This is a genomic window from Micromonospora sp. NPDC047467, from assembly GCF_040643095.1.
In the GTDB taxonomy this organism is placed as follows: Bacteria; Actinomycetota; Actinomycetes; order Mycobacteriales; family Micromonosporaceae; genus Micromonospora.
The window spans coordinates 228369-243799 of the sequence record NZ_JBEYTO010000006.1; the positions used below are offsets into that span (position 1 = coordinate 228369).

At 73.3% G+C, this 15431-nt stretch carries 16 protein-coding genes; 9 read left to right on the top strand and 7 right to left on the bottom strand.

The window, feature by feature from the left end:
* Window positions 1–99 precede the first annotated feature (99 nt).
* From ABZ780_RS18750 to ABZ780_RS18790, 9 genes are all read left to right on the top strand, one after another.
* Entirely contained in the window at window positions 100–885 is a 786-nt protein-coding gene (locus ABZ780_RS18750; protein ID WP_357010114.1) for a DeoR/GlpR family DNA-binding transcription regulator, read from the top strand.
* A 120-nt stretch (window positions 886–1005) separates the two neighbouring features.
* Window positions 1006–2016: an ATP-binding cassette domain-containing protein gene (locus ABZ780_RS18755; RefSeq protein WP_357010116.1), complete on the top strand. Its 1011-nt coding sequence runs from the start codon at window positions 1006–1008 to the stop codon at window positions 2014–2016.
* On the top strand, window positions 2013–3029 hold the full coding sequence (locus ABZ780_RS18760; protein WP_357010118.1) for an ABC transporter permease subunit: 1017 nt from the start codon (window positions 2013–2015) through the stop codon (window positions 3027–3029). Before ABZ780_RS18755 ends, ABZ780_RS18760 begins: the two co-directional genes overlap by 4 nt.
* A 121-nt stretch (window positions 3030–3150) precedes the next feature.
* Window positions 3151–3555 carry a DUF3263 domain-containing protein gene (locus ABZ780_RS18765; protein WP_357486775.1) on the top strand — a complete coding sequence of 135 codons (405 nt, stop codon included), beginning with the start codon at window positions 3151–3153 and terminating at the stop codon, window positions 3553–3555.
* 196 nt (window positions 3556–3751) lie between these two features.
* Window positions 3752–4408 (top strand): hypothetical protein, encoded by a 657-nt coding sequence (locus ABZ780_RS18770; protein WP_357010122.1) that lies wholly within the window; start codon window positions 3752–3754, stop codon window positions 4406–4408.
* Entirely contained in the window at window positions 4405–4800 is a 396-nt protein-coding gene (locus ABZ780_RS18775) for a phage holin family protein (protein ID WP_357010125.1), read from the top strand. The genes ABZ780_RS18770 and ABZ780_RS18775 overlap by 4 nt, the downstream gene beginning before the upstream one ends.
* A gap of 22 nt (window positions 4801–4822) precedes the next feature.
* Window positions 4823–5389, top strand: coding sequence for a DUF3618 domain-containing protein (locus ABZ780_RS18780; protein ID WP_357010128.1), 567 nt, complete (start codon window positions 4823–4825; stop codon window positions 5387–5389).
* A complete protein-coding gene (locus ABZ780_RS18785; protein ID WP_357010131.1) occupies window positions 5358–6254 on the top strand; it encodes a hypothetical protein in 897 nt (298 codons plus the stop codon). The genes ABZ780_RS18780 and ABZ780_RS18785 overlap by 32 nt, the downstream gene beginning before the upstream one ends.
* Window positions 6255–6394: 140 nt before the next feature.
* Entirely contained in the window at window positions 6395–6904 is a 510-nt protein-coding gene (locus ABZ780_RS18790) for a GNAT family N-acetyltransferase (RefSeq protein ID WP_357010134.1), read from the top strand.
* A 25-nt stretch (window positions 6905–6929) separates the two neighbouring features.
* Here ABZ780_RS18790 and ABZ780_RS18795 read toward each other — a convergent pair whose 3' ends face one another.
* The 7 genes from ABZ780_RS18795 to ABZ780_RS18825 are packed head-to-tail and all read right to left on the bottom strand — an operon-like array spanning window position 6930 to window position 15296.
* Window positions 6930–9179 (bottom strand): AAA family ATPase, encoded by a 2250-nt coding sequence (locus tag ABZ780_RS18795; RefSeq protein ID WP_357010137.1) that lies wholly within the window; start codon window positions 9177–9179, stop codon window positions 6930–6932.
* A 36-nt stretch (window positions 9180–9215) separates the two neighbouring features.
* Entirely contained in the window at window positions 9216–9749 is a 534-nt protein-coding gene (locus ABZ780_RS18800) for a hypothetical protein (RefSeq protein WP_357010140.1), read from the bottom strand.
* Between the two features lie 45 nt (window positions 9750–9794).
* On the bottom strand, window positions 9795–10550 hold the full coding sequence (locus ABZ780_RS18805) for an ATP/GTP-binding protein (RefSeq protein WP_357010142.1): 756 nt from the start codon (window positions 10548–10550) through the stop codon (window positions 9795–9797).
* Entirely contained in the window at window positions 10528–11007 is a 480-nt protein-coding gene (locus ABZ780_RS18810; RefSeq protein WP_357010145.1) for a DUF742 domain-containing protein, read from the bottom strand. The genes ABZ780_RS18805 and ABZ780_RS18810 overlap by 23 nt, the downstream gene beginning before the upstream one ends.
* Window positions 11004–11477: a roadblock/LC7 domain-containing protein gene (locus ABZ780_RS18815; protein ID WP_357010148.1), complete on the bottom strand. Its 474-nt coding sequence runs from the start codon at window positions 11475–11477 to the stop codon at window positions 11004–11006. Before ABZ780_RS18815 ends, ABZ780_RS18810 begins: the two co-directional genes overlap by 4 nt.
* The gene (locus ABZ780_RS18820) at window positions 11474–14113 is read right to left on the bottom strand and encodes a nitrate- and nitrite sensing domain-containing protein (RefSeq protein ID WP_357010151.1); all 2640 of its coding nucleotides are present in this window, start codon (window positions 14111–14113) and stop codon (window positions 11474–11476) included. Before ABZ780_RS18820 ends, ABZ780_RS18815 begins: the two co-directional genes overlap by 4 nt.
* On the bottom strand, window positions 14100–15296 hold the full coding sequence (locus ABZ780_RS18825; RefSeq protein WP_357010154.1) for a hypothetical protein: 1197 nt from the start codon (window positions 15294–15296) through the stop codon (window positions 14100–14102). The genes ABZ780_RS18820 and ABZ780_RS18825 overlap by 14 nt, the downstream gene beginning before the upstream one ends.
* Window positions 15297–15431 lie beyond the last annotated feature (135 nt).

Genomic DNA, 15431 nt, shown 5'->3' on the forward strand with positions numbered 1-15431 from the left:
GCCGATCGCGCAGTCCAGTCTTTTGCGCCGACCCAGTTTCGCGCACTAGTGTGCACGCAATCAATCACCGTTCGTGCAGTCACTGGGAGGGCCCCCGCGGTGGACCGCTACGCCAGATGGAACGCCCTGCTGGAGATGCTGACCGACAACGGCCGGGTCAGCGTCGAGGCGGCCGCCGAACGGCTGGACGTCTCCCAGGCCACCATCCGGCGTGACTTCGACCAGCTCGCCCAGCAGCAGATGATCACCCGGACCCGGGGTGGGGCGGTCGCCAACGGTGTCTCGTACGACCTGCCGCTGCGCTACAAGACCGCCAAGCATTCGGCCGAGAAGCAGCGGATCGGCACCGCCGCCGCCGCGCTCGTCACGCCCGGCACGGTCGTCGGCCTGAACGGCGGCACCACCAGCACCGAGGTGGCGCGGGCGCTGGCCGTACGACCGGACCTGAACACCAGTGCCGAGGGTGCCCAGCTCACCGTCGTGACCAACGCGTTGAACATCGCCAACGAACTGCTCGTGCGGTCCCGGATGAAGGTCGTGGTGGCTGGCGGGGTGGTACGCCCGAAGTCGTTCGAGCTGGTCGGCCCGCTGGGCGGGGCGCTGCTGCGCGAGGTGACGCTGGACGTCGCCCTGCTCGGCGTGGACGCGATCGATCCGCAGCTCGGCGCAGCCGCCCACCACGAGGGCGAGGCGGCCATGAACAACTTGATGGTGGCCCGCGCGAAGCGAGTCGTGATAATTGCGGATTCGTCCAAGTTGGGCGGTCACGCCTTCGCCCGGATCTGCCCGGTCGAGCGGGTCGAGACGCTGGTCACTGACTCCGGCGCCGCGCCGGAGGTGGTGGAGGCGTTCCGCGCGGCCGGCGTGCAGGTCGTCTGCGCCTGACCGGTCACGTTCCGTCGATGAAACACATCGATCGGCGCGTCGGTGTATACCGAGTATTGCACCCTCCTGCATACCGCGTATGGTGTCGGCTGTCACGCCCACCCATCGGGGAGGTGCAGCTTGCCAGCTGTCCTGGAGATCGAAGGTCTACGTAAGACGTACAAGAGTCGTCGGCGCGGCACCCGCAACGCACTCGACGGCTTCGACATGCGGGTCGAGGCAGGGCAGGTGCACGGCTTCCTGGGCCCCAACGGGTCCGGTAAGACGACCACGCTGCGCACACTGCTCGGCCTGATCCGGCCCGACGGCGGCCGGATGGCGCTGCTCGGTCACGAGGTGCCCGACGCGCTGCCCACCGTCGCCGGCCAGGTCGGCGCGATCGTGGAGAGCCCGCAGTTCTTCCCGCACTTCTCGGCCCGGGACACGCTGTCCCTGCTGGCCGGTGCGGGCGAGGTGCCGCAGACACGGGTCGACGAGGTGCTGGCGCTCGTCGGGCTGCGCGACCGGGCCGGCGAGCGGGTCAAGACGTACTCGCTGGGCATGAAGCAGCGGCTCGCCGTCGCCTCCGCCCTGCTGAAGAACCCGAAGCTGCTCATCCTCGACGAGCCGGCCAACGGCCTCGACCCGGGCGGCATCCGGGAGATGCGAACCCTGATGCGGACGCTCGCCGAATCCGGGATGACCGTGGTGCTGTCCAGCCACATCCTCGGCGAGATCCAACTGATCTGCGACTCGGTCACCATCATCTCGCTCGGTCGACGGGTCGCCTTCGGCCCGGTCGACGAGGTGCTCGCCCAGCACTCGTCCGGCGCGGTCCGGATCCGGCTGGAAGCGGTCAGCGACCTGCCGGCCGCGACCGAGGCGCTCACCCGGGCCGGCGTCCGGGTCACCGGGCACCCGGACCACCTGATGCTGGCCGGCGTCGACAAGCCGGCCACGATCACCCGGCTGCTCGCCGAGCAGAACCTCTACGTCAGCGAGTTGGCCCCGATCGCGGTCGATCTGGAGAGTGTCTTCCTCGAACTGACCGCCACCGCGCCGGTCCCCGGCCAGCACCGGCAGGTCGACGAGTCCACGAAGGTCGGTGGGACGGGCCAGCCCGGCACCGCCGCAGGAGGGTGGGGCGCGTGAGCCTCTATCGTACGGAGCTGCGCCGGCTCGCCAAGCGGCGCTTCACCCGCTACATGTCGCTGCTCGGCCTGCTGGTGCTGGCCGCTGTGGTGGTCGGTGTCTTCTTCACCAACCAGAAGATCGATGCCGGTCAGCTCGCCAAGGCCGAACGCCAGGCCGACCAGCAGCACCAGGAGCAGGTGCGCTGGAGCGAGCAGGAGCGCACCGCGTGCGAGCAGGCCAAAACGGCCGGCACGCCGAACGACGGCCGCTACCCCGACGACTGCTCGGTGATCACGCCGCCGACCCGCGACCAGATCGACGCGAAGTGGTTCCTGCCGTCGTCGTTCGACTTCCGGAAGACGTTCGACGAGACGCTGATCCCGTTCGCGGCAATCCTCGCGCTGGTCGGGTTCGTGGTCGGCGCGTCCTTCATCGGTGCCGAGTGGAGCAACGGCGGCATGATGAACCTGCTGCTCTGGCGGCCGAAGCGGCTCACCGTGCTGCTCACCAAGCTGGCCGCGCTGCTCACCGGCATTCTGGCGGTGACGCTGCCCGCCGCAGTGCTCTGGTTCGCCGGGTTCTGGGCCGTCGCGACGCTGCGGGGCAGCACCGACAACATGACCTCCGGGGCGTGGCAGTCGTTCGCCCTGACCGGTCTGCGCGGCGTGGCACTGGTGCTGGTGATCACCACCATCGGGTTCGCGCTGGCCTCGCTGGGACGACACACCGCGATGGCCCTCGGCGGTGTCGTCGCGCTGATGGTGGTCGGCCAGTTCGGGCTGGGCATCCTGCTGACGATGGCGAACGTGCGCTTCGCCGAGGCGTGGCTGCTGCCCACGTACGCCATCGCGTGGATGACCAAGAAGGTCACCCTGGAGGACTGGAACGCCTGCAACGCGACCTACTACGGCGAGTGCAATCCGGCCACGCTGGACATCACCTGGCAGCAGTCGTCCGTCCTGCTCTCCGTCGGCCTGGTGGTGATCCTCGGGGCGGCGCTCTGGACGATGCGGCGGCGCGACATCTCCTGACCGGCATCGACACGGCAACGAGCGACAACGGCGCGGCCGGTCCGGCCGTCGGGTCTTCCGACGTGCGGGCCGGCCGTGCCGGCTGCTGCGACCTTGGTCATCCCTGGTTAGGCTGAGCGCCATGCCCGCCGACGCCGCCCCGGCCGCCCCCGAGCCGTCCACCGACGCTCGTGCGGACGAGGCGACCGGCGGCCGCGCGCCGAGCGTCCCGACCCCCCGGCCGGCGCCGCCCGTCGAGAGCACCGACGACATCGGTCCGGACGACGAAGACGTGGCCGAGCCCACCGCGCCGCCCGTGGGACTGACCACGCGCGAACGGGCGATCCTCGCGTTCGAGCAGCAGTGGTGGCGGCACGCCGGGGCCAAGGAACAGGCCGTCCGGGACACTTTCGGGGTCTCCTCGACGCGCTACTACCAGCTGCTCAACGGATTGTTGGACAATCCGGCCGCGCTCGCGGCCGACCCCGTGCTGATCGGCCGGCTCCGCCGGCTGCGCTCGTCGCGCGCCCGCAACCGCCGCCGCTGACCGGCGGAGCCGGGCCTTCCATGCACCCGCAGTGATGACGTCGTCGTGCCCGTCCCGAACCTGCCCGCCTGAGGGCCCGCGTCCTCGGTGCCCGGTCCGCCGTCGCCGATCAGAGAATGTCGCCAGGCACGACGGGTAGGCACCCCGAACACGGAGCCGCCGCTCAGGCGGCTGCGGTCTGACGGGGGGAGGGGTCATGACGGGTGCCAACCCGAGCCGGCCATCGCAGGGTGCGACCGGCAGTGGCCAGCAGGCTCGGCAGGAGGCGTCCCGGGTCGGACACCAGGCCGCACAGGCCGGCGGCCAGGTTGCCCACACCGCGGCTAAGCAGGGTGGGCAGGTAGCGGCCGAGGCGCGTCAGCAGGCCCGGCACCTGACCGGGGAGGCCACCAACCAGCTTCGTGATCAGGCCCGGTCGCAACAGCAGAGGGCCGCCGACGGTCTGCGTGACCTGGGCCAGGGGCTCAACTCGATGGCCGAACGCGACGGCGACTCCGGGCTGGCCGGCCAGGCGGTCCGCCGGGCGGCTGACGCCGCTCAACGCGCCGCCGGTTGGCTTGACGGACGGGAGCCCGGTGAGGTGCTGGACGACGTGCGTACGTACGCCCGACAGCATCCGGGCACCTTCCTCGCCGGCGCGGCGGTGGCAGGGCTGCTGGTCGGGCGGCTCACTCGTGGCCTGACCGCCAGTGGCGGCGTGGAGATGTCCGGCGGCCCACCGCCTCCACAGGGACAGGCGGCCGGCGCCGGGCAGCAGCAGCCCGACCAGCCGTACAGCGGAGTGGCGCGGGCACAGAACGTCTCGCCGGTCGGTCGGCCGGAGCGTGACCTGCCGGGCGGGGTGGCACCGTGAGCGCCCCGGAGAAGGAGCGGGCCCAGGCATCGGTTGGCGACCTGCTGGGCGACGTGACCCGGGATTTCTCCACGCTCGTGCGCAAGGAGGTCGAGCTGGCCAAGGCCGAGCTGCGCGAGGAGGCGAGTCAGGCCGGAAAGGCCGGTGGCATGTTCGGCGGGGCGGGGCTGGCCGGGTTCCTGGCCGTGCTGTTCGTCTCGTACGCCGCGTGGTGGGGGCTTTCCAACACGATGGACCAGGGCTGGGCGGCGCTGATCGTGGCGATCATCTGGGCAGCCATCGCCGGTGGCCTCTTCATCAACGCCCGAGCCCAGGTGCGCCGATTGCGTGCCGTGCTGCCACGGACGAAGCAGAGCGCACAGGAATTGCCGAATGCCCTGCGGGGTCGATGATCGAGTCGCGAGGGAGCAGATCATGTCCAGTGATCCGGATCGGATCCGGCGGGAGATCGAGACGACCCGCAACGAGTTGAGCAATGATGTCGACGCGCTGACCGACAGGGTGAACCCGCGTCGGATCGCCGGTGACCGCGTGGGCGAGGCCCGCGGCGCGCTCACCCGAGCGAAGGAGAAGGTGATGGGCAGCACGAGCCACAATGCTCAGCAGTCCAGCGAGCGGATGTCGCACATGGCCAGCTCGGTACGCGACGAGGCGCAGGGCAACCCACTCGCGGCAGGGGTGGTCGCCTTCGGGGTCGGGCTGTTGGCCGCGTCCCTGGTCCCGCCGAGCGGGCGGGAGCGGCAGTTGGCCGGCCGGGCCCGCAGCATGGTGAGCGAACACTCCGGTGAGCTGCGCGAACAGGCGAGCCAGGTGGGCCACCAGGTCCGGGACAACATGCGGGAGCCCGCGCAGCAGGCGGCGCAGTCGGTGCGGTCGTCCGCCGAACAGGGGATGTCGGCAGTCCGGGAGCAGGGCCGGTCCTCCGCCGGACAGGTACAGGGGCAGGCGCATGCCGCCGTCGACGACATCCGGCAGCGGTGACCCGTTCGGCCAGGCGGGGTCGGCGCCGGTGATGCGGGTCCGTTCCGCGTCCGCGCCGGCCCCCGGTCGCCCGGTCAACGAAGATCTCGTCTTCCAGTTCGGCCCGCTGGTCGGCGTCCTGGACGGCGCGACAGTGCCGGAGGGCTTCGACACCGGCTGTGTGCACGGGCCGGAGTGGTACGTCCGGCACCTGGCCGCCCGGATCGCGGTGGCCGAGGCGGTGCGTCCGGCGGCCCGCCTGACCAGCAACCTGGCCGCGGCCATCCTCGCCGTCCGCGCCGACCACGGCGGGCAGTGCGACCTCGACCATCCCGGCACCCCGTCCAGCACCGTGTGCCTGCTGCGCGACTGCGGCGACCAGGTGGACTACCTGGTGCTCTGCGACAGCCCGCTGGTGCTCGACGAGGGCGGGCACATCAGCGTGGTCACCGACGATCGGCTGGACGTGGCGATGGCCGAGCTGCGGCAGACGGTCGCCATGGTGCCGGCCGGGGCGTCGGACCCGGTCACCCGGTTCCGGCACGCGGTCGGCGTACAGCGGGAGCGGATGAACCGCACCCACGGCTACTGGGTCGCGGCGGCCGACCCCGACGCGGCCTTCCACGCGGTGACCGGGTCGGCGCCCCGGCAGGGCCCGAGGGCTCTGCGGCGGGCGGCGCTGCTCAGCGACGGCGCGTCCAGCGCGGTCGAGCAGTTCGGGCTGACCGACTGGCCGGGGCTCATGGACCAGTTGAGCGCCGACGGGCCGGCGGCGCTGCTCGACCGGGTCCGGGTCGCCGAGCGCGACCACCCGGATCGGCTGCGCCGGCACAAGTCCACCGACGACGCGTCGGTGGTGTTCTGTGAGTTCGGGCTGACCGCCTGAGCATCGGGCCATCCCGACGGGTGACGACGGAGCGTGAGGAGGAACACTCAAGCGTCCGACCGGCCGGTACCGGTGGCCGGACCGCCAGTGCAAGCCCAATGGGGTGGACTTCGGCCGATGAGGACGGCAGACTGCGGCACGTGCCAGGTGCGGTCCGGCTGGAGCCGGTGGACGAGCGGAACCTCGAGTCGTTGCTCTCAGTAGCGGCTGCTGAAGCCGAACCCGATGACGTGATGCCCCCGGTCGAGGCTCCCGCCGGTTGGTCGCTCGCCCGCCGGGAAGCGTTCCGGGATTACCACCGGGCAAGCTTCGGCGGCCTGGACGGCCCGACCGGCTCGCAGATGTACGCCATCCTCGTCGGCGGCGAGGTGCTGGGAATGGTCCGGATGACTCGCTGTGACGATCCCGGCACGGTGGAGACCGGCATCTGGCTGGGCCGCTCGGCGCGCGGGCAGGGGATCGGCGCGGCCGCCCTGCGCGGGTTGCTCAACGCCGCCGCCGGGGCCGGCATGCGGTTCGTGGTGGCCGAGACCACGCGGGACAATGCGGGCGCGGTCGCCGTACTTGAGAAGTGTGGTGCGAAACTGCGCGAGGACGGCGGGAAGGTGTACGCCGAGATCTGCCTCGATTCGACGCCACCCGCGCTCTGACAGCCCGTGTGACCCGCCGAGCCGGTCACGCCCGCTCGGCCGCGTACCCGGCGAGCCAGGCCACCTGGGCCGGGTCCAGCGACGGGCGGACCCGATCCCGCGCGGTGGCCACGTGCGCGGCGGTGACGGTGGCGGCGGCCAGCGACTCCCGCATCGCCGCGAGCGCCGCCTCCCGGACCAGCGCCGCGCAGTCCGCCGCCGAGAAGCCGGTCAGCTCCTCGCCGAGGGCGGCCAGGTCGACGTCCGGCGCGAGCGGCACGTGTCGGGAGGCGGCCCGCAAAATCTCCGCGCGTGCCGCCCCGTCCGGCGGCGGCACGTAGATCAGCCGCCCCAACCGGCCCGGTCGCAGCAGCGCCGGGTCGACCAGGTCCGGCCGGTTCGTCGCGCCGATGACCACCACGTTGCGCAGGGTCTCCACCCCGTCCAGTTCGGTGAGCAGCGCGGCGACCACCCGGTCGGTGGTGCCCCCGTCGGTGGCCTGGCCGCGTACCGGTGCCAGCGCGTCCATCTCGTCCAGGAAGATCAGCGTCGGCGCCGCCTCGCGGGCACGGCGGAACAACTCCCGTACGGCGCGTTCGCTCTCGCCCACCCACTTGGAGAGCAACTCCGCGCCCTTGACCGAGAGCACGTTCGCCCGTCCCGTCCCGGCCAGGGCTGTCACCAGGTACGTCTTGCCGCAGCCGGGCGGGCCGTAGAGCAGCACACCGCGCGGCGGTTGCACGCCGAGGCGGGCGAAGGTGTCCGGGTAGGTCAGCGGCCAGAGCACCGACTCGGTCAACGTCTGCTTGACCTCGTCCAGGCCACCGACGTCCTCCAGAGTCACCGAGGCCAGCTCCAGAGTCGACGCGGCCATCGTCGTGGGCCGGACCACCTCCAGGGCAGCGGTGAAGTCGGCCATCGACACCGTCGGCGTCTCGGCGGACTTCTGTCGCAGCGCGGCGCGTACCCCGGCCTCCCGGACCAGCGCGGCCAGATCCGCCGCGACGAACCCGGGGGTACGCCCGGCCACCTCGTCCAGCCGGACGTCGTCGGCGAGCGGCACCTGCCGGGTCAGCACGCCGAGTTGCTCGCGGCGCAGCGCCGGGTCGGGCAGCGGGATGCTGATCCGCAGCGACAGCAGGTCGGGTGCGCGCAGCGCCGGGTCGACCGCCTCCGGCCGGCTGGTGGTGCAGACCACGGCGACGCCAGCCCGGACGCTCTCCGCGAGCACCTGCCGGAACACCGTCGCCAGCGGGCCGGGCTCGTCCGCCGGGGCGAGCGCCTCCAGGTCGGTGACCAGCAGCACCGCCGGCCCGGCGGCGCGGGCCGCCGTCGCCGTGGCCCGCAGCCGGTCGGCGGCGGCCTGGTTGCTCAACGCGGCCACCTCGGGCGCCCACAGCGGGTGTACGCGGGCACCCACCCGGGCCGCGACGGCCCGGACCAGCGCCGACTTGCCGGAGCCGGCCGGCCCGCCGATCAGCACGCCCAGCGAGATGGTGGTGCCCAGCCGGCCCAGCACCTCCCGATGGTGGAAGCCGAGGTCCAGCAGCTCGGTCAGCTCCTCGGCCTGGGCCCGCAGCCCGGGCAGCTCGTCCACGTCGGGCGCGTCGGTCACGTCGAGGGCGTCGACGGCCGCCTCCGGCGGGGGAGCTGTCGCGCCCCGCCGGGCCGGGGCGACATCGGCCGGGGCGGAGAGCCGGCCGGCGGCCGGGCCGTGGGTGGCGCGGCCGTGCTCCCAGCCGGCCAGGGTGTCCATGGTGACCAGCGACCCGGCGGACGGCTCGACGGCGACCACGCTGAGCAGGGTGCTCGTCCAGGCGAAGCCGATCGTGGTGGAGAGGCTGCGGCGGGCCGCCTCGACCAGGCTGCGCACCGAGGCGTCCGGCAGCACGTCCTGTGGCAGTAGCGACACGTCATCGCCGGCGGTGAGCACCTTGCCCAGCAGGGCCAGTCGGAGCATCTCCGGGCTGACCGCCGCGACCACCTCCACCGGCCCGGCCAGGGTGACCCGGCCCGCCGGGGTCAGCGGCACCGGCGACACCCGCACCTGGCCGCCGTCACGCAGCCCCAGGTTGCCCAGGGTCAGGTCGTCGGCGTACAGCAGGGCACTGCTCGCTCCCGCTCCGGCCGCCGCGACGATCCCGGCGGTCTCCCGCCGGCCGGCCAACCGGACCGGGTCGCCGGGGCGCAGCCCCAGCGCCGTCAGCGCCTCCGGGTGCAGCCGTACGATGCCCCGTCGGGCATCCAGCGCCGCGGGCCGCAGGCTCGCGATCAGAGTCAGGTCGGGTTGCGCCACCGCCCGACCGTAGCCGCCGACGGCCAGTCTCGGCGATCAGCGCCGCGGATCCAGCTCGTCCAGCAGCGTCGGGTCCCGCCGGATCAGCTCCGCCAGGCGGGCCGCCGGGTCCGGCGTCAACCCGTCCGGGCCGGGCGTCCAGCCCGCCACCGTCCGGCCGGACAGCGGCCAGGCCGGCGGAGGATCCACCGGGGCCGCCGACGGTTCCGGGCCGACCGTGACGTCCTGGCCGTCCCAGTGGACCCGCAGCGGGTACGTCCGACCGTCGTGTTCGACGTGCACGGTCACCGCGAGCCCGGGGTGAGCGCCGACGACCTCGCGGACTGCCTCGGCCACGGCCTCGACCGGACCCCACCCGGCGACGTCGGCGGGGTCGTCCCGGCCAGCGTGTCGCGCGTCGTGGCGGCCCGGCCCGGCGTTGTGGGCGTCGGCGCGCCCGCCCGAGCTGTGCTCCGGGCCACCGACCGGAGCCGGCGGCGGTGCGGTGTCGTCACGATCGCTGGTCCGCCGGCGCAGCGCTTCCTCGCGCCGGGCCAGTCGGGCCAGCGTCTCGTCCAGGTCGCCCCTCACCAGATCACCCCTTCCCGCCACGGCCGGAGCCGGTCGGCTCAGGCCCTACCTGTCTCGGGTCGCCCGGTCCAACGCGCGGTCCAGGACGACCAACAGGGCGTCCCGCACCGAGAGTCGATCCCGGGCATCGAACTGCACCAACGGCACGTGGTCACCGATGGCCAGCGCCCAGCGGATCTCGCTCAACTCCAGGGCCAGCCGCCCGTCGAACGCGTTGACGCCGACCACGAACGGCAAACCGGCCTGCTCGAAGAAGTCGATCGCCGGGAAGCAGTCGTCGAGCCGTGAGCTGTCGACCACCACCAGCGCGCCGAGCGCGCCCCGGGCCAGGTCGTCCCACATGAAGCCGAACCGGGCCTGCCCCGGCGTACCGAACAGGTAGAGCTTCAGACTGCGGTCGATGGTCACGCAACCGAAATCCATCGCCACCGTCGTGGTGGTCTTGGTCGAGCGGATGCCCGGATCGTCCACGCCGATCCCCGCGCTGGTCATCTCGGCCTCGGTGGTCAGCGGAGCGATTTCGGAGATCGCCCCCACGGTGGTGGTCTTACCCACCCCGAACCCGCCGGCAACGAGGATCTTGACCGGTACCGGTGGCGCCACCGGCGGCCGGCCGGACGGCGGCGTCGGCCCGGCACCCGCCTGGGGCCGGTAGGGCGGTGGCGGCGCGGTCGGCGGCGGGCCGGGGCGCCCGAGCGCCGGGTCGGTGCCCGGCGGCGTGCCGTAACGGGCGGCGGCGCTGTTGCCGGCGAGCCCCCCGATCGGGGCGACCGGCCATTCAGGAGATCGCACGAAGTCCATCAATCACTCGCAGGATGAGGTCGGGGTTGAAGGCGTCGTTGCCGTCGGTGACGTGCACGTCCAGGTGCCCGGCGGCCCGCAGGTCGCCGACCAGCACCCGGGTCACGCCGAAGTGCAGCCGGGTCCGGGCCGACAACTCGGCCACGGAGATCGGCTCGGCGCAGAGCGCGATGATCGCCTGAAGCTCCGGCGCCAGCAGGGCGGTCGACGTGCCGGTCCACCGACCGTCGTCGGCGCGCAGGGTCACCTGCGTCTCCAGCCCGATCGCCGGGTCCACGCTCTCCACCCGTCCGGAGGTGAGCACGAACGGTCGTGGACCCGCCGGACGGCCGTCCTCCGGCTCCGGCTCCGGCGCCGCCGGCGTGCCGCCCCCACCCGGGTGCGGCGTGCGCAGGTAGGGGCGGATCCGGACCCGCGGCTCCGGGTCCGGATCCTCGCCGGCGACCTCCGGGGTCATTGCTGGACGGCGTTCTTCAGCTCGACGATCAGCCGCGGGGTGAGCGCCCCACCGGCCCGCCCCGCGAAGAGCGTCATCTCGTACGCGACGGTGCCCAGGTTGGCCGACCGGTCGGCGACGACGCCGAGCACGGAACCGCTGCTGATCGCGCTGATCAACAGGTAGCCGTCGGCCATGTCGACGATCACCCGGTTCAGGCCGCCGAGCGCGTACCAACTGGCCGCCCCGCCAGCGAGGCTGGTCATGCCGGAGACCACGGCGGCCAGTCGCTCGGCGTTGGACCGGTCCTTGATGGCCGACATGGCCATCAGCAGCCCGTCCGAGGAGACGGCGATCGCCTCCAGCACCCCGGCGGTGCTGGAGGTGAACGAGTCGAGCAGCCAGTTGAAGGTGCGAGCCTCGGGGCTGAGGTCCCCGGCGGCGGGCTGGCTCTGGTGGTCGACGTTCTCGTGCAGGAAGGGGCTGGTCACCGTGATGATCCTTCTTCGTTCCGGCGGTCTGGGCTGACTTCACGGAGGGCGCGGGCGACGCCCGCCTCGAACTCGGTGATGAGGTTGCGGACCTCGGCCGGGTCGCCGGGGTGCGGGCTGGTCGGCGGGCAGGGCGGGGTGACCGTGAGGTTCGCTCCGGGCACCCGGCGGCTGAGGTGGGGACGGTCCAGTGTGGCCTCCGTCGGGCCGACGGTGTGAACCACCAGGGGGTCGGTGCTGTCCGGCGTGGCGGGCAGGTCGATGGTGACGGTCTGCTCGGCCCGGCGTACACCGGCCTGGAACGCCTCGACCAGCGCGCGGGCGGCGGTCGGGTCCGCGCTGGTGGCGTCGACCGGCCCGACCGGCGTGCCGGCGGCGGCGAGGCTGGCCCCGGGCACCCGTTGCCGGACCCGAGGGCCGGTGGGGGTGCCGGACGGCTCCCGGCTCTCCAGGGCGGTGGCCGTGCGCGGCTGCCCGACGCCCGCCGTTCCCCGGGCCGGCCGCCGGGGCAGCCCGGCGTTGGTATCCGTCAGGGCCGTCGGGGCGTGTGCCGCGTCGACGGTGGCCGCCGTGTCGGCTGGCTCCCGGGCACCGAACGCGTCCCAGGACTGGCCGGACTCCAGGCTGCGGGTGGCCCGGCTGAGCAGGTCCGTGTCGAGGCTGGCCGGCGCGGCGACGACGGCGCTGGAGCGGGCACTCGGAGCCGAGTCGATGGCGGCGGACGGGCGTCGACTCCGGTCCGGCACCGCGGCCCGGGCCACGGTGGCCCCGGCCCGGTCGGCGCGGCGCAGCACCAGCGACGCCGACGGGATCTCCACCTGTGCGGTCACCCCGCCGCCCACGGTGGCGGTCAGGTTCACCGCCCAGCCGTGGCGTCGGGCCAACCGGCTCACCACGAAGAGGCCGAGCACCTCGGTCGGCGCCAGGTCGAGGCGTTCCCGTCGGGTGAGGCGGGCGTTCTCCTCGAACAGCCGCTGCTCGGTCATGCCGATGCCGCGGTCCACCACGGTGATCCTGGCACCGGCGTCGGAGGCCTCACCGGCCACCAGCACCCGGGTGTGCGGCGGGGAGAACACTGTGGCGTTCTCCATCAGCTCGGCCAGCGCCAGGACGAGGTCGCCGACGACCGCTGGCGCGGCTGCGATGCCGGGCGGCACCTGCACGTCCACCCGGGTGTAGTCCTCGATCTCACCGAGCGCCAGCCGGACCACGTCCGCCAGCGGCACCGGCGCGGTGTGCGCGTCGGCTCCGGCCGAACCGGAGAGCACCACCAGGCTGCCGGCGTTGCGCCGCAACCGGCTGGAGATGTGGTCGAGCCGGTACAGGTGCTCCAGGCGACCCGGGTCGGCCTCCTGCTGCTCCAGCCGGTCGATCAGCGCGATCTGCCGACCCACCAGGTTCTGGGTACGCCGCCCGACGTGGCCGAACATCTGCGCCACGTTGCGCCGGCCCGCGATCTGCCGCTCGACCAGTTGGGCCGCCGTGTTCTGCACCCGGTCGAAGGCCCGGGCCAGGTCGCCGATCTCGTCGTTGGCTCGAATGTCCACCGGCTCCAACCGGACCGACTGGGTGCTCTCCGCCTCGTCGTCGGTGACCCGGACCAACTCGGCCTCGGCGACTCGGGCGACCCGGTCGGCGGAGCGGGTGAGCCGGGTCAGTGGCCGGGCAACCGTCCGCGCGACCGCCGCGCTCAGCAGCACCACCAGCGCCAGGATCAGCGCCGCCGCGCCGCCGACCAGGTACGCGGCGGTCAGCGCCCGCCGTTGTTCGGCGGTGACCTCGGCGAGTACGTCGGCGACCAGCTTCTTCTCGACGAACTGGCCGAGCCGGATCATCGAGCGGACCGAGGGGAAGAGCACCTCCAGCGGCACGTCGCGGACCGCGCCGTCCGGGTCCCGGGCACTTGTCACCAGGAAGTCGGCGCTGGTCCGCGCGGCGACCGCCGAGTCGAGGAGCAGGGCCACCTTGAGCTGCTCGGGTGTGATCAGGCTGCGGAAGCGCCGGCTGTCCACCTGGAGGGCGGCGACGCACGCCACGTACCGGGCGCTGGCCTGCGGTGTGCCGGTCGCCTTCACCACCACGCTCAGCGTGGCGCACGCACCCAGACCTTCGTCGGCGCGCAGCAGCCCGTCCAGGGCGAGCACCTGGCGGCCGGTCAACGTGTCGGTGTCCACGCCGATCGTCAACCGGAGCGATTCGATCATCGCGGTGTTGACGGGCCCGAACCCGTCCATCACCTGGCCCGGGTTCGCGGTCCCGGCCAGCACCGCCGTGCGCAGGTCGATGAGGCCGGACACCCCGTCGAGGGCACGATCGACCTCGTCGGTCAGCGCCTCGCCGCCTCCGAACCGCAGGTCGGTCACCCGGTCGTCCACGTCGACGGACTTGCGGATCAGTTCGGAGCGTTCGACCCGACCGAGGAGGAAGCCGACCGAGAGGACGCGCTCCTGCTGGAGGTCCTGGACCAGGCTGCCGACCTGGCTGGCGAGCCGTACCCGGTCGGTGATGTCACTGGCGCGTTGCGCGGCCGCCACCCGGTCGAGCACCACGGGCACGGCGAGGCCGACCATGCTGAGCAGGGGGATCACCACGAGGAGCGCGAGCTTGCCGCGGATCCGGAGCCTACCGAGAAGCATCGAATGGCCCCCAGTGCGCGATCTCCGGGTTCTGGGCCGCGCCGACGGGTTGCAGCGGTCGCTGGTCGGCGGGTCTACCCGTGCCACCCGACGGATGCCAGAGGTCGCCCGGTGGCGGGGTGCCGGGGCTGTCCACGTCCGCGGAGGGCAGCACGGCCGCCCGGCGTCGGGCCCGACGACCGGCGGCGATCAGCAGCGTGGCGAGCCAGGCCAGCAGCAGCAGGGCGACGGTCCCGGCCCCGGCGGTGACCCAACGCTCCCGGTCCAGCCCGTCGATCCGTTCGACGAGCAGGGCGTCCAGCTCGCCGAGGATGACCGGCTGGAGCTGCCGGGCGGCGTTGCGCGAGTTGAGCGCGGCTGCGGCCAGTTGGCCCTGGTCCACCACGCCGGTGTCGGGGGCCGGGGCCGAGTACGCGGCCAGCGCCTCCACCGACCGCTGGTAGGCGTCCAGTGGGGTCAGCACGTTCGCGCCCAGGTCGGTGCTCTCCGAGCTGTCCACCGCCGCGCGCAGGTTGTCCACCACGTCGTTGGCGGGGCCGAGGGCGGACACCCGCAGGCTGGTCAGTTCGACCATGCTGCGGGGTCGTTCGGCGGCCGGCCGGCGGCTGGCGAGCGTGCCCAGGTCGGCGAGCCGGCCGGCGGCCACCACCGCCTCGGGCAACTCCTCGCCGGCGCTGTCCTGGAGGAAGTACGAGTCGGCGCCCTGATCACGGATGAGCCCGGAGCTCGCCCGCACCTTGTCGTGCAGGTCGAGCAGCAGGTCGGTGACCTCGCCGTACGCGGTGTAGGCGGATTCCGGGTCGGCGGGGCTGCGGTCGCGCAGCGCCTCCAGTTTGGCCCGGAGACCGGCCCAGCGCTCCTGGCTCCGCAGTTCGGCGCCGATGCGAGCGTCCACGGTGGCGGCCTGCTCGACCGCGCGGGTCAGCGGCTCGCCGGGGACGGGCCGGCCGCTGACCGCCGCCGACTGGGCCTCCACCAGCGCCTCGGTGACCGGGGCGAGGGCGCGCAGGTACTGCACGCCGAGCCGTTCCCGGGCGGTCAGGTCCCGTTCGTCGCCGGTGTGCCGCCAGCTCTGGGCGAGCAGCAGACCCAACGGTGCCAGTAGCGCGGCGACGAGCAGCAGCGGCAGCAGCCGACCCATCATGGACGTCCGTCGACGGACCCGCGGCGCGGGGACTGTCATGGTGTGTCTCCTCCGGCGTCGGGTGGGGGATCGACGCGGTTGCGGGTCGCCGACGAGTCCCGTCCGCCGGACCGGAAAACTAATCGACGCTGCCGGGGTGGAGCCGCTGCCAGCGAGTCAGGTTCGCGTCAGTTC

What these genes read in the sequence shown, in the direction of transcription:
- ABZ780_RS18765 (WP_357486775.1), top strand. Translation starts at nt 3,151, where the DNA reads ATGCCCGCCGACGCCGCCCCGGCCGCCCCCGAGCCGTCCACCGACGCT.
- ABZ780_RS18770 (WP_357010122.1), top strand. Translation starts at nt 3,752, where the DNA reads ATGACGGGTGCCAACCCGAGCCGGCCATCGCAGGGTGCGACCGGCAGT.
- ABZ780_RS18780 (WP_357010128.1), top strand. Translation starts at nt 4,823, where the DNA reads ATGTCCAGTGATCCGGATCGGATCCGGCGGGAGATCGAGACGACCCGC.
- ABZ780_RS18785 (WP_357010131.1), top strand. Translation starts at nt 5,358, where the DNA reads ATGCCGCCGTCGACGACATCCGGCAGCGGTGACCCGTTCGGCCAGGCG.
- ABZ780_RS18805 (WP_357010142.1), bottom strand. Translation starts at nt 10,550, where the DNA reads ATGGACTTCGTGCGATCTCCTGAATGGCCGGTCGCCCCGATCGGGGGG.
- ABZ780_RS18810 (WP_357010145.1), bottom strand. Translation starts at nt 11,007, where the DNA reads ATGACCCCGGAGGTCGCCGGCGAGGATCCGGACCCGGAGCCGCGGGTC.
- ABZ780_RS18820 (WP_357010151.1), bottom strand. Translation starts at nt 14,113, where the DNA reads ATGCTTCTCGGTAGGCTCCGGATCCGCGGCAAGCTCGCGCTCCTCGTG.
- ABZ780_RS18825 (WP_357010154.1), bottom strand. Translation starts at nt 15,296, where the DNA reads ATGACAGTCCCCGCGCCGCGGGTCCGTCGACGGACGTCCATGATGGGT.